Below are 12,247 nucleotides of genomic sequence, written 5' to 3'. Positions count from 1 at the left end.
GAGCGCGCTCAGTCGCGCGTCGTGATCCCGAAGGGCGAGCTCTCGAGGTTCGTGAAGTTCCCCACCGTCGCCCGCACCGTGCACGACGGCGCGACCGACAGCGCCGTGACGACCAGCCCGTCGGACGACACCGCCAACGCCCCCGAGCAGCCGTCGGCGAACCGCACGCCGGACTCCCCGCCGGCCACGTCGACGAGCATCTGCGATGGGCGTCCCGTGGCGGGACTGCGGTACAGCGGGTTGAGCTCGTCGGCACCGTTCGGCCACACCGGCACGAGCGTCACCGGCAGGGCCGTCTGACTGACCGTGCGGTCGGGCGTGCGGACCTCGACGCCCTGCAGTCGCTGGACCGGGTAGGCGGTCCCGCGCACCGAGTCGTCGGTCACGGCAGCCGTGGTCGCCTCGCCGACGCCGTCGAGCCACGTCTGCAGCGCCGCGCCGTCCGTGACGGAGGCGAGCGGCACGGAGGCCTCGACCGTGACGTCGCCGCCGGCGGGGACCTCGACCCCGGACAGGGCCCAGGCGCACGCGGCGTCGACACCCGTCAGCGAGGGTTGGTTGCGCTTCGCCGAGATGCCCTCGCCGGACCAGACGACGGCGGGGCACGCGGCACCTGAGCGGGCTCCGGGGACGACTTCGAGGAACGGACCGGTCAGGGCCGATGCCTGCGCCGCGTACGTGACGCGCAGGTCGACGGTTCCCTTCGCCGGGTCGATGGTCGCGCGGCGGGTGGTGGCGAGGCCCGTGGGCAGTGGGCGGTCCTGCTGGTACGCGTTGGCGGCCTGTGCGGTCGCGGTGCCGGCGCCCGGCGTCTTCCGCAGCGCACCGGGCAGCCACACGACGCCACCGACGACCAGTGCGGCCACGAGCACGACGCCGATGCCGCCGAACAGGAGCGCACGGTTCGTCAGCCACTCGGGGCGGACGAACCGACGCGCCGGTGGGGGCTCGGCAGCGGGGGCGGCCGGCAGTGGCTGTCGGGCCATCGGCCGGATGACGGTCTGCGACCCGGCGGGGCCGAGTTCCGGCACCGGCCCGGCGGAGTCCTCCGCGTCGTCGTCGCTGTCCGCGCGAGAGCCAGGGGCGGTGCCGTCCGGCCGGACCCCGCGGACCACGGTGGCGGGCCGCTCGACCTCGTCGAACGCGTCCGGGTCGCTCGTCGCGGCCAGCGCAGGGGCCGATGCGAGGGACCGAGCGAGCCGCCGCAGGGTCGCCGCCGCGTCCGCTGCTGCCGGACGGCTGTTCGGGTCCTTCGTCAGCAGGGCGGACACCGCGGACCACAGCGCATCCGGCACGTCGAGCAGCGGTGGGTTCGAGGTGACGTGCCGGTACGCGACGGCGAAGTCCGTGCCGGGCCCGGCGAAGGGCGTGCGGCCGGACAGCAGCTCGTAGAGCATGACCCCGGCGCCGTAGACGTCCGCAGCGGGACCGGCGCGGCCGTGGCTGATCGACTCGGGCGCCATGTACTGCGGCGTGCCGAGGAGCCCGGTGGTGGTGCGCTCACGCTCGGCGACGACCGACGCGATGCCGAAGTCGGTGACCCGGACGTCGCCCGTCGCACCGGCGGCCCAGGGGGTCTGGAGCAGCACGTTGTCGGGCTTGACGTCGCGGTGGGTCACGTCGCGTTCGTGTGCCGCGGCGAGGGCATCGAGGGTCTCGGCGGTGATCGTCAGAGCGTCCCGCGGGGTCAGCGGACCGTTCGATGCGAGCAGATCGCGCGCGGACCCACCGGGCACCAGGTCCATGACGATCGCGAGCCGGTCGCCCTCGACGACCAGGTCCCGCACCCGCACGATCGAGGGGTGCTGCAGCGCGAGGAGCACCGAGCGCTCGCGGACGAAGCGTTCGACGATCTGCGGGTCGGCGGCGAGCTCAGCGCGGAGCAGCTTCGCAGCGACGTGCTCGCCGGTCGCGGTGTGTTCTGTCCGCCAGACCTCGCCGGTGGCACCGGTCCCGAGCAGCTCGACCAACCGGTACGACGCACCGAGTGGCTCACCCTGACCGTACTGCGCCACTGCGTCCCCGACTTCCCGATTCCCCCGCTGGCCGACCCCTCGCCGACCACGCAATGTTACCGGCCGGTCGGCGCCTCTGCCTGCTCCGGCGCGGCGTACTGCACGTCGATCGCGTACTGCTCGAACCCGGATCGCCGGTACAGCGCCAGCGCGGGTTCGTTGTCGCCCTCGACGTACAGTGCGGCGGCGGTCAGCCCACGGCCGCTGAGTCGAGCGGTCCCGGCACGCATGAGCACCCCGCCGAGCCGTTGCCCCTGCAGGTCGGGTCGGACGGCGACGGCGTAGAACTCGCCGATGCCGTCCTCGACCTTGAGCCAGCACGAGCCTGCCAGCTGCCCGGAGGCGTCGCGGAGCAGCAGCAGGTCCTCGCCGGAGAACCAGGCGTCCGACTCGCGGGCGTGCAGGTCGTCGAGCGTCATCCGGCCCTGCTCGGGGTGGTGTGCGAAGGCCGCGGCGTTCAGGGCGAGCCAGTCGGCCTCGTCCTCGGTGCCGGGTCGGAAGGCGGACAGGCTGTACCCGGCCGGCACGTCGACGGACGGGGCGTCGGTACCGTCGATCGGCGCCCGGAGCTGCAGCAGTGTCCGAACCGCGCGCCAGCCGAACCGATCGGCCAGGGCCCGCGCTGCGGGGTGGTCCCCGTGTGCCCAGGCGAGCACGGGAGCGGCCCCGCCGCCCAGCGCGAGCGCCTGCGTCACGAGGGCGGTGCCGGTGCCGCGACCACGGGCCTCCCGGTCGACCACGAGTTCCAGCTCGCCGTCACGGACCACGGCGACCCCGTCGTCGACGGCGAGGACGGTTGCGCGCCCGGCGCGGACGTCGACCAGGGTCTGGTCCGAGAACGGCGGTGCTTCACCGGGCACGACGAACCGTGCGAGGTCCGGCACTACTGGCCCATCAGGCGCTCGGCCTCGTCGTCGTAGACGTTGAAGCGGTACCCGACGTTGCGGACGGTGCCGATGAGCGACTCCAGGTCGCCGAGCTTGGCGCGGAGACGTCGGACGTGCACGTCGACCGTGCGGGTGCCACCGAAGTAGTCGTAGCCCCAGACCTCGCTGAGCAGCTGCTCGCGCGTGAAGACCCGGGACGGGTGCGTGGCGAAGAAGCGCAGGAGCTCGAACTCCTTGAACGTCAGGTCGAGCGGCCGGCCCCGGACCTTCGCCGAGTAGCTGGCCTCGTCGATGACGACACCCGACGCCTGGATCTTCGAGCTGGACTGCCCCTTGGCCGCACGGCCTGCGGACAGCCGGATGCGGGCGTCGATCTCGGCCGGGCCGGCGCTCTCGAGCACCACGTCGTCGACGTTCCACTCGCTGTTGACGGCGGTCAGGCCACCCTCGGTCACGACGAGCACGATGGGCGTCGTCGAGCCGGACGAGGCGAGGATCTTGCACAGGGCCTTCGCGCTGACCAGGTCGGTGCGGGCGTCCACGAACATCAGGTCGCTCTGCGGCGCGTTGACCAGCTGTGCGGCCTCGGCCGGCACGTGACGGATCCTGTGGCTCAGGAGACCGAGGCTCGGCAGGACGTCGCCGGGCGCGGTCGAGGTGAGTACCAGGAGCTGTGCCACAGGACCTCCGCAGGTGGATGACGTCGTGGACACATCCTAGTGATGCTCGGGAAGTCCTCATCCGGCCGGACGGTTTGCGCGTGAAGCCGCAAGCGCCGGGCGCGGGGCTGCGCCCGCACGCCGGCGCGCAGTCGCTGCGCCTGCGCGCCGGGCGTCACCCCTGTCATGATGGAACGCGTGACCCAGCCAGTGCAGCCCACCGACCAGCGGCGTCTCAAGCTGACGTCCGTCCTGCCGGTCTGGATCCTGGCCGTCGTCGGGGCGGTGCTCGTCCTGACGCTCGCCGAGCGCGACGCCTTCGCCTGGCTGCTGCTCGTGTTCGTCGCCTGCGTGATGGTGAGCTTCGTGCTCCAGCTCATCACCGCGACGAAGGACGGGCTGGTCGAACGGATCAGCATCGCGTCGTCCGGTGCCTTCGTCGTGGTGCTCGTCACCGCGGTGGTGCTCCTGGCGCGTTGAGCCGAGCCGCGTAGACTCCGGGGCATGGATTCGCTGCTTGCGCTCGAGCTGTTCTACGTGGGCCTCCTCGGCCTGGCGTCGCTCGCGATCGCGTTCATCTCGGTCGTCGTCGTCGTGAAGCTGTTCAAGGGTCAGCGTTGATCGAGCTCCCCGAGGGCCTGGCGCCCGAACTGGTCCCGTTGTCGTGGCTCGTCGGCGTCTGGGAGGGCACCGGCGTCGTGGAGTACCCCGTCGGTGACGAAGAGGCACCCCGCACCTACGAGTTCGGCCAGCGCGTGAGCTTCAGCCACGACGGCCTGCCGTACCTCAACTACTCGTCCACGACGTGGCTGCTCGACGACGACCACACCCCGCTCGCTGCCGAGATGGGCTACTGGCGGATCGACCGTCCGACCGAACCCGGTGACCGCGGCCCCGCGATGCTCCTGGGTGAGGGACCGACGCCGTTCACCACCGTCGAGAGCGTCGAGGCGCTGCGCAACACCACCGACGGCTTCGACGTCGAGGCCGCGATCGTGCACCCGACGGGCGTCAACGAGCTCTACGTCGGCCGCGTCCTCAAGGGCCGGATCGACCTGGCCACCGACGCCGTGATGCGCTCGCCGAACGCGAAGGACTACTCCGCCGCGACCCGCCTGTACGGCCTGGTCGAGGGCAAGTTGTTCTGGGCGTGGGACATCGCCGCCCTCGGTCGCGAACTCACCTCGCACGCCTCGGGGCAGCTCGCGAAGGTCGACTGATGTCGGCGTTCGCGGTGCGCGACGGCTTCGTCGCGGCATCTGATGCGCCCGGCGCGCCCGCAGCCCACTTCGGCAACCCCCTGGGCGAGCAACGGCTGCTGGCCCGTGGCCGCGCGGTCGTCGAGCTCGGTCTCGGCGTGGTCACCGTCTCCGGCCCGGACCGCCTGTCGTGGCTCAACTCGATCACCTCGCAGCAGCTGACCGGCCTGCCGACCGGCGTCAGCACCGAGACCCTCGTCCTCGACCAGTCCGGCCGGGTCGAGCACGCCGCCCGCGTGGTCGACGACGGTGCGGTCGTGTGGCTCCTCACCGAGTCGCAGGACGCCGCGCCGCTCGCCGCCTGGCTCGACTCGATGCGCTTCATGCTCCGGGTCGAGGTCGCCGACCGTTCGGCTGACTTCGCGACCCTCGGCTGGTTCGGCGAGGCCGCCCCGTTCGCGTCGACCGTCCTGCCGGACCCGCCCGTCGTCGAGTGGGTCGACCCGTGGGCAGCCGTCACGCCCGGTGGGTGGAGCTACGCTGCTCAGGAGGCCCATCCCGGCTCCGACTGGACCCTCCGCATCGCCGTGGTCACGCCCGGGACCTCGGCCGCGATCGCTGCGTCGGACGAACCCGTCGCGGGGCTGCTCGCGTACGAGGCACTGCGGATCGCCGCCTGGCGTCCGACGCTGTCCGACGCCGACGAGCGCACCATCCCGCACGAGCTCGACTGGCTCCGCTCCGCCGTGCACCTGACGAAGGGCTGCTACCGCGGGCAGGAGACCGTCGCGAAGGTGCACAACCTGGGCCACCCGCCGCGTCGGATCGTGCAGCTGCACCTCGACGGCTCCGACGCCGTGCTGCCGGCCCCGGGCACGCCGGTCATGCTCGGCGACAAGCAGGTCGGGCGACTGTCGGCCTCGGCGGTCCACCACGAGCTCGGCCCGATCGGGCTGGCCGTGGTCAAGCGTTCCCTCGACCCCACCGCGACGCTGACGCTCATCGCCGACGACGTCGTGGTGACGGCGGCGCAGGAGACCATCGTCCCGCCGGAGGCCGGCGCCACGGCGAACGTCCCGCGGCTGCCACGGCTCGGAGCCGTCAAGCGCTCGTAGCGGTCGCCGCCGCCGTCAGGCGGGCTCGATGCTGGCGCGAGACTCGGCCTGAGCGACACTTCTCGGGCCCCGGAGCGCGAGATCAGTCGCTGAGCGCGAGACTCGCCCCCGTCAGGCGGGCTCGACCGCGGCCCACGGCACGCTGAGCTCGCCGAGCCGCCACCTCGTCGGCCCGTGCAGCACCGGCCACCCGCGGTCGCGCATGCCCCGCACCGTGGCGATCCACCGCTGCCGGGGCCCGTACGTGCCGAGCGGCGCCGCGACCGCCCACGACAGGTCGAGGTCGCGCAGGAACGCGTGCACCCGCTCACCCGGCACGTTCCGGTGGATGAGCGCCTTCGGCAGCCGTTCGGCGACGATCGACGGCACGTCGAGTCCGGCGAGCCGCAGCGACACCGTGAACGACACCGGCGCATGCTCGTCGAGCGTCACCCACGAGGCCACCCGCCCGACCTCGTTGCACGTCCCCTCGACCAGCGCGCCGCCGGGCTGCAGCCGGTCCTGCATGATCCGCCACGACCCCACCACGGCGGACTCGTCGTACTGCCGCAGCACGTTGAACGCCCGGATCACGGCCGGTCGGCGCTGCCCGGGCGTGGGCGTCTCGAAGCCGCCGAGCCGGAACGTCACGCCGTCGCGGGTGCCCGCGTTCGCGAACGCCACGCGTGCCGGTTCGATCTCGATGCCGGTGACCTCGACGTCCGGACGCACCAGGGCCAGACGGTCGCGCAGCTCGAGCGTCGTCGTCGGCGAGGCCCCGTACCCGACGTCGGCGACCAGCGGGTCGTCGGCCTTGCGGAGCGCCGGCAGCGACGCGATCCACCGGTCGACACGGCGGAGCCGGTTGTACCCGGTCGTCCCGCGCGTCACGTTCCCGATGGGCATGACGTCAAGGGTACGGGCCTGCCGACGCTCGGTAGACTCGGGAGCATGACCTCCACGCTCGTCCTGCTCCGTCACGGAAACAGTGACTGGAACCAGAAGAACCTGTTCACCGGTTGGGTCGACGTCCGGCTCAGCGAGCTGGGCGAGAAGGAGGCGAAGCGCGCCGGCGACCTCATCGCCGAATCGGGCATCGTCCCCGACGTCCTGTACACCTCGCTCCTCACCCGCGCGATCCAGACGGCCGACATCGCGCTGCTCCAGGCCGACCTCGCCTGGCTGCCGGTCAAGCGCGACTGGCGCCTCAACGAACGCCACTACGGCGACCTGCAGGGCAAGGACAAGGCCCAGACGCTGGCCGAGTACGGCGAGCAGCAGTTCATGGAGTGGCGCCGGTCGTTCGACGTCCCGCCGCCCCCCATCGCCGACGGCGCCGAGTGGTCGCAGGCCGGTGACCGCCGCTACGCCGACCTCGGCGACCAGCTGCCCCGCACCGAGTCGCTCAAGCTCGTGATCGACCGCCTGCTGCCCTACTGGGAGTCGGACATCACGAAGGACCTGGGCGAGGGCAAGACCGTGCTGGTCACCGCCCACGGCAACTCGCTCCGCGCGCTCGTCAAGCACCTCGACGACATCTCCGACGACGACATCGCCGGGCTGAACATCCCGACGGGCATCCCGCTGGTGTACGAGCTCGACGACGACTTCCGTCCGACGAAGCCGGCGTACTACCTCGACCCCGAGGCCGCTGCCGCCGGCGCTGCCGCCGTGGCCGCCCAGGGCGCCAAGAAGTAGCACCGCGCACACGAACGCCCCGTCCGGTCTCCGGGCGGGGCGTTCGTCGTTCTGCTTGTGGGGCCGCGAAAGCGACAGTGTGCCGCGAACGTTCCGCCGACTCCTGTCGCTCTGCCGGGAGGAACGGATCACCGCTCCGACGACGTGTCGCTTCGGCAGGGCGGTCGGCTCCTCGAGCCTCGGCTGATCAGACGAAGTGCGACGCGATCTCCTGCACGAGGGCACCGACGTCGTAGGGCTTCGTCGTGTCGACGCGGACGACGGGGAGCAGCCCGGTCGGTCCCGCAGTGGGGCCGAGGGTGTCCCAGGTGTCGATGATCGACGCCAGGTCGCCGTGGACCTCGTGCCGGATCGGAGCGTCCGGCTCGTAGCGGTCGCGCAGGCGTTCGTCGGCCGTCGCGCGGTCGACGTGGCACCAGACCTCGACGGCCCGCGGCGAACCGGCCGTCAGGAGCCCGGCGGTCAGGAAGTCCCGGCTCTCCGGGGTGACCCAGACGGCGTCCAGGACGACCCCGTTCTCGACCGCGCCGGCCATCGCCCACACGGTGTCCATCGCGATGCCACCGAGCGGACGCGACGCGATCATCGGCCCGACGATGTCGGCGAGGGGCTCCTTGATCCGGTCCTTCGACAGGAACGGGCAGCCGAGCACCTCGGCCAGTGCAGCGCCGATCGTGCTCTTGCCGGAACCGGGCATGCCGTTGACGATGATCGCGACCTGAGCCATGCGTCGATCCTCGCAGACCGCGCAGGTGTGCTCAGACCGCGGCGGTCGAACTCGAGGCGCCGGTCCAGTCGCCGGTCGCCAGGTACTCGACCTTCTTGGCGATCGACACCGCGTGGTCGGCGAAGCGCTCGTGGTAGCGGGAGGCCAGGGTGGCGTCGACGGTGTCGATCGGTCCGCCCTTCCACGCCTCGCCGAGCACGAAGTCGAACACGCTCGCGTGCAGTTCGTCGACGGCGTCGTCCTCGTCGCGGATCTCCGCGGCCAGGGCGATGTCCTCGGTCGCGAGCAGCCGCGTGAGCTTCTGCGACATCGCGACGTCGTGCTTGCCCATCTCCTTGAAGGTGCCGCGGAGTCCCTTCGGCACGACCTTCTCGGGGAAGCGCTGGCGGGCGAGCTGCGCGATGTGCTCGGCCATGTCGCCCATGCGCTCGAGCGAGGAGCTCACGCGCAGGGCGGTGACGACGACGCGCAGGTCGCGGGCGACCGGAGCCTGGCGGGCCAGGATGTCGATGGCGATCTCGTCGAGGCTGTTGGCGGCCTCGTCGATCTTCTGGTCGTCCGCGATCACCTCCTCGGCGAGGGCGACGTCGGAGTCGCTGAAGGCCTGGGTGGCCCGGGTGATGGCGGACTCGACGAGTCCTGCGATCTCGGTCAGTCGCTCCTGGACGTCCTGGAGTTCCTGCTGGAAGACTTCGCGCATGGGGGAGTACCTCTCTCTGCGTACCGGACGAGTGTCGTCAGCCCAGGTGAACGAACGGTGACGTGGGGCTGAACGCTTCGCGATCCGGCCTTCCGGGACGGGTGAACGGTACCGGAACCCCGCATGACCATCCCTACACTGGCGGCATGGACAACGCGTGGCTCGTGCCACTGTCGATGCTCCTCGGCGGGGTCTTCGGCGCGGGCGTCGTGGTGCTGATCATCACCGCCGAGCGCACGGCTCGTGCAGCAGACGTGGCGGAACGCACCCTGCCGGACGGCGTCGCAGCGGTGATCGCGACGATGCACAACCCGGCGGTGGTCATCGACCCGTCGAACACGGTCGTGGCCGCATCGCCCCAGGCACTGACCGTCGGGCTCGTCGTGCGGCGCCGGCTCGTGCACCAGGAGCTCCTCGACCTGGTCGACCGGGTGCGCAAGAGCGGCGAGATGGGGGCGGAGGACCTCGAGCTCCCGCGCGGACGGCACGGGGAGCTCATCGGCTACCTCAGCTTCCGGGCCGCGCAGCTCGGCAACCGGTACGTGCTCATCACGGCCGACGACCTGACCGAGAGCCGGCGCATCGACGAGGTCCGCCGTGACTTCGTCGCCAACATCTCGCACGAGCTGAAGACCCCGATCGGCGCCATCGGCCTGCTGTCCGAGACGCTCGTGATCGCGGCCGACGACCCGGAGCACGTCAAGAAGTTCGCGGCGCAGCTCATCACCGAGTCCGAGCGGCTCGGCGCCCTGACGAAGGACATCATCGAGCTGTCCCGGCTGCAGTCGGTCGACGCGTTGGAGAACAGCGAGGAGACCGGTGTCGACAAGATCGTGCAGGCCGCGGTCGACGCGAACGAGGTCGTCGCGCGCGCCCGCTCGATCGAGATCATCCGGGCGAAGAAGTCGAAGCTCCGGGTGATGGGCGACCCGGGCCTGCTGCAGGTCGCCGTCTCGAACCTCATCGCCAACGCGGTGAAGTACTCGCCCGACGGCACCCGCGTCGGCGTGGGCGTCCGGTCCGCGAAGGGCTTCGTCGAGATCGCGATCACCGACCAGGGCGTCGGCATCCCCGAGGCCGACCTGGACCGCGTGTTCGAGCGGTTCTACCGTGTCGACCCGGCACGGTCACGGGCCACCGGCGGCACCGGCCTGGGGCTCGCCATCGTCAAGCACGTCGTCGGCAACCATGGCGGCGACGTCCGTGTCTGGTCGCAGCCCGGCAAGGGCTCGACCTTCACCATCCGCCTGCCCGAGGCGGACACCGAACTGACCACCGCACTCGAAGAGCAACTGGAAGAGCAGCCATCGTGACCAAGATCCTCATCGTCGACGACGAGCCGGCCCTGAGCGAGCCCCTGGAGTTCCTGCTGCAGCGTGAGGGGTACGAGACCTCCGTTGCGGCCGACGGCGTGACCGCGCTGTCGAAGTTCGACTCGGAGAACCCGGACCTGGTGCTCCTCGACCTCATGCTGCCGGGGCTCTCCGGCACCGAGGTCTGCCGCCAGATCCGCACCCGGTCGAACGCGCCGATCATCATGTTGACGGCGAAGGACTCCGAGGTCGACATCGTCGTCGGGCTCGAGCTCGGCGCGGACGACTACGTGACGAAGCCGTACTCGACGCGCGAGCTGCTGGCCCGCATCCGTGCCGTCCTGCGCCGCCGCACCGAGGACGACCCGGCGGACAGCGGGATCCTGCAGGTCGGCGGCATCCGGATGGACGTCGAGCGGCACACGGTGTCGGTGGACGGGTCGGAGACGGCGATGCCGCTCAAGGAGTTCGAGCTGCTCGAGTTGCTGCTCCGGAACGCCGGCCGGGTGCTCACCCGTGGGCAGCTCATCGACCGGGTGTGGGGCTCCGACTACTTCGGCGACACCAAGACGCTCGACGTGCACATCAAGCGCATCCGCTCGAAGATCGAGCGCGTGCCGTCCACCCCGGAGATCCTGGTGACGGTCCGCGGTCTCGGGTACCGCATCGAGGCCTGAGACGGACGGACAGGAGGCCCGGTGCGAGTCCCTGGGACTCGCACCGGGCCTCCTGTCTGACGCGGTGGCGCTTGCGCGGAGCGGCTACTCGCCGTCCGTCGGCGTGGCCGACGGGGTCTCGACCGGCAGCGTGATCTGGCTGGACGGCTCGGGGGTCGAGGTCGGCGCGAGGGTTGCGTACTCCTCTTGCGAGGTGGTCAGCACCGGCACGTTGGCCGAGACGCCCTCGGCGTCGGGGTACGAGAAGTACACCTTGACGAGCGAACCGGGCTTCGCGTCCGCGCTGTCGAAGTCGAGGGTGTCGTGCTGCGAGTCGTTCGCCAGGTCGACGTGCGAGTTCGCCGGCACCAGCACGGTCTCGGTGTCGCCACCGATCTCGACCGACACGGTGATGCCGTCGGTGTCGGAGTTGTTCACCAGCGTGCCGATGAACCGCGCACCCTCGCCGTCGTCCGAGATGAGGATGGCGTTCCGCACGTCGACCTTGCCGGTCGAGACGTTGACGCCGTCGGTGATCTGCTTGATGTCGACGGTGTGCGCGGGCGACATGAACTCGCACCCGGTGGCGCCCAGCGCGATGGTTGCCGCAACGGCGACGGACACGAGTACCCGAGCTCGCAAGAGATTCCTCCGTAAGTCGATGAGGACCAGACGGTCCCGCTCCATCTTAGCGATCACCGGGAAGGCCCAGTGCTGAGGGTCCCCTTACCCGAACACCCCTTGTGGTAAACTGGAAGTCTGGGAACGGAGCCTGATACATGCAATTCGAGGTCGGCGAGACCGTCGTCTACCCCCACCACGGGGCGGCAACCATCTCTGAAGTCAAGACGCGCGTCATCAAGGGCGAGGAAAAGGTCTACCTGAAACTGCGGGTCACGCAGGGTGACCTGACGATCGAGGTACCGGCGGACAACGTCGACCTGGTCGGAGTCCGCGACGTGATCGGCAAGGAAGGGCTCGACAAGGTGTTCGAGGTCCTCCGGGCGCCGTTCACCGAAGAGCCCACCAACTGGTCGCGCCGGTACAAGGCGAACCTCGAGAAGCTCGCTTCCGGGGACGTCATCAAGGTCTCCGAGGTCGTCCGCGACCTCTGGCGACGCGATCAGGACCGCGGCCTGTCCGCGGGCGAGAAGCGGATGCTGGCCAAGGCGCGGCAGATCCTGATCTCCGAGTTGGCCCTGGCCGAGAAGACCGACGAGGACAAGGCATCGACCGTCCTCGACGAAGTCCTCGCGTCCTGAGCGCACTGCACACCACGACGACCGCACGGTTCCCCGA

At 70.9% G+C, this 12,247-nt stretch carries 14 protein-coding genes; 7 read left to right on the top strand and 7 right to left on the bottom strand.

All coding sequences use genetic code 11. The annotated features are described in order from the left end of the window. Window positions 1-8 precede the first annotated feature (8 nt). From M4960_RS08275 to M4960_RS08265, 3 genes are read right to left on the bottom strand one after another with little or no spacing between them, the layout of a single operon-like run. Window positions 9-2,015 (bottom strand): serine/threonine-protein kinase, encoded by a 2,007-nt coding sequence (locus M4960_RS08275; RefSeq protein ID WP_248703994.1) that lies wholly within the window; start codon window positions 2,013-2,015, stop codon window positions 9-11. Window positions 2,016-2,071: 56 nt separating this feature from the next. Next, the gene (gene mshD / locus M4960_RS08270; RefSeq protein ID WP_248703993.1) at window positions 2,072-2,899 is read right to left on the bottom strand and encodes a mycothiol synthase; all 828 of its coding nucleotides are present in this window, start codon (window positions 2,897-2,899) and stop codon (window positions 2,072-2,074) included. After that, the gene (locus M4960_RS08265; protein WP_123293289.1) at window positions 2,899-3,582 is read right to left on the bottom strand and encodes a winged helix-turn-helix domain-containing protein; all 684 of its coding nucleotides are present in this window, start codon (window positions 3,580-3,582) and stop codon (window positions 2,899-2,901) included. The genes mshD and M4960_RS08265 overlap by 1 nt, the downstream gene beginning before the upstream one ends. 177 nt (window positions 3,583-3,759) lie before the next feature. Here M4960_RS08265 and M4960_RS08260 point away from each other — a divergent pair, with 177 nt between their 5' ends. From M4960_RS08260 to M4960_RS08250, 3 genes are all read left to right on the top strand, one after another. Next, window positions 3,760-4,041 carry a hypothetical protein gene (locus tag M4960_RS08260; protein ID WP_123936868.1) on the top strand — a complete coding sequence of 94 codons (282 nt, stop codon included), beginning with the start codon at window positions 3,760-3,762 and terminating at the stop codon, window positions 4,039-4,041. A gap of 137 nt (window positions 4,042-4,178) precedes the next feature. Then, on the top strand, window positions 4,179-4,781 hold the full coding sequence (locus M4960_RS08255) for an FABP family protein (protein WP_123293291.1): 603 nt from the start codon (window positions 4,179-4,181) through the stop codon (window positions 4,779-4,781). Further along, window positions 4,781-5,875, top strand: a complete 1,095-nt coding sequence (locus M4960_RS08250) for a folate-binding protein YgfZ (protein ID WP_248703992.1) — start codon at window positions 4,781-4,783, stop codon at window positions 5,873-5,875. The genes M4960_RS08255 and M4960_RS08250 overlap by 1 nt, the downstream gene beginning before the upstream one ends. Before the next feature lie 111 nt (window positions 5,876-5,986). Here the strand turns inward: M4960_RS08250 and M4960_RS08245 are convergent, their stop codons facing one another. Then, window positions 5,987-6,760, bottom strand: coding sequence for a class I SAM-dependent methyltransferase (locus tag M4960_RS08245; protein WP_132099064.1), 774 nt, complete (start codon window positions 6,758-6,760; stop codon window positions 5,987-5,989). Between the two features lie 45 nt (window positions 6,761-6,805). Here M4960_RS08245 and M4960_RS08240 point away from each other — a divergent pair, with 45 nt between their 5' ends. Continuing rightward, a complete protein-coding gene (locus tag M4960_RS08240) occupies window positions 6,806-7,552 on the top strand; it encodes a phosphoglyceromutase (RefSeq protein ID WP_123293294.1) in 747 nt (248 codons plus the stop codon). Window positions 7,553-7,739: 187 nt separating this feature from the next. Here M4960_RS08240 and M4960_RS08235 read toward each other — a convergent pair whose 3' ends face one another. Further along, the gene (locus tag M4960_RS08235) at window positions 7,740-8,279 is read right to left on the bottom strand and encodes an AAA family ATPase (RefSeq protein WP_194647523.1); all 540 of its coding nucleotides are present in this window, start codon (window positions 8,277-8,279) and stop codon (window positions 7,740-7,742) included. A gap of 31 nt (window positions 8,280-8,310) precedes the next feature. Then, window positions 8,311-8,979 (bottom strand): phosphate signaling complex protein PhoU, encoded by a 669-nt coding sequence (gene phoU, locus M4960_RS08230; RefSeq protein WP_123293296.1) that lies wholly within the window; start codon window positions 8,977-8,979, stop codon window positions 8,311-8,313. Between the two features lie 146 nt (window positions 8,980-9,125). Here phoU and M4960_RS08225 point away from each other — a divergent pair, with 146 nt between their 5' ends. Together M4960_RS08225 and M4960_RS08220 are read left to right on the top strand one after the other, a co-directional pair. Further along, on the top strand, window positions 9,126-10,292 hold the full coding sequence (locus tag M4960_RS08225) for a cell wall metabolism sensor histidine kinase WalK (protein WP_111085243.1): 1,167 nt from the start codon (window positions 9,126-9,128) through the stop codon (window positions 10,290-10,292). Then, entirely contained in the window at window positions 10,289-10,969 is a 681-nt protein-coding gene (locus tag M4960_RS08220; RefSeq protein ID WP_111085241.1) for a response regulator transcription factor, read from the top strand. Before M4960_RS08225 ends, M4960_RS08220 begins: the two co-directional genes overlap by 4 nt. 84 nt (window positions 10,970-11,053) lie before the next feature. Here the strand turns inward: M4960_RS08220 and M4960_RS08215 are convergent, their stop codons facing one another. After that, on the bottom strand, window positions 11,054-11,572 hold the full coding sequence (locus M4960_RS08215; protein ID WP_173168852.1) for a DNA modification methylase: 519 nt from the start codon (window positions 11,570-11,572) through the stop codon (window positions 11,054-11,056). Between the two features lie 155 nt (window positions 11,573-11,727). Between M4960_RS08215 and M4960_RS08210 the strand changes: the two genes are divergently transcribed. Further along, window positions 11,728-12,210 carry a CarD family transcriptional regulator gene (locus M4960_RS08210; protein WP_017888066.1) on the top strand — a complete coding sequence of 161 codons (483 nt, stop codon included), beginning with the start codon at window positions 11,728-11,730 and terminating at the stop codon, window positions 12,208-12,210. Window positions 12,211-12,247: the final 37 nt, after the last annotated feature.

The sequence above is a fragment of the Curtobacterium sp. MWU13-2055 genome (genome assembly GCF_023242305.1).
Taxonomy (GTDB): Bacteria; Actinomycetota; Actinomycetes; order Actinomycetales; family Microbacteriaceae; genus Curtobacterium.
Note: the sequence above shows the minus strand (reverse complement) of the source record. Positions and strands in the feature narration are given on the sequence as shown.

Bases quoted from the DNA above. Each gene is read 5' to 3' on its own strand.
- M4960_RS08210 (WP_017888066.1), top strand. From the start codon at position 11,728: ATGCAATTCGAGGTCGGCGAGACCGTCGTCTACCCCCACCACGGGGCG.
- M4960_RS08235 (WP_194647523.1), bottom strand. From the start codon at position 8,279: ATGGCTCAGGTCGCGATCATCGTCAACGGCATGCCCGGTTCCGGCAAG.
- M4960_RS08240 (WP_123293294.1), top strand. From the start codon at position 6,806: ATGACCTCCACGCTCGTCCTGCTCCGTCACGGAAACAGTGACTGGAAC.
- M4960_RS08225 (WP_111085243.1), top strand. From the start codon at position 9,126: ATGGACAACGCGTGGCTCGTGCCACTGTCGATGCTCCTCGGCGGGGTC.
- M4960_RS08250 (WP_248703992.1), top strand. From the start codon at position 4,781: ATGTCGGCGTTCGCGGTGCGCGACGGCTTCGTCGCGGCATCTGATGCG.
- phoU (WP_123293296.1), bottom strand. From the start codon at position 8,979: ATGCGCGAAGTCTTCCAGCAGGAACTCCAGGACGTCCAGGAGCGACTG.
- M4960_RS08245 (WP_132099064.1), bottom strand. From the start codon at position 6,760: ATGCCCATCGGGAACGTGACGCGCGGGACGACCGGGTACAACCGGCTC.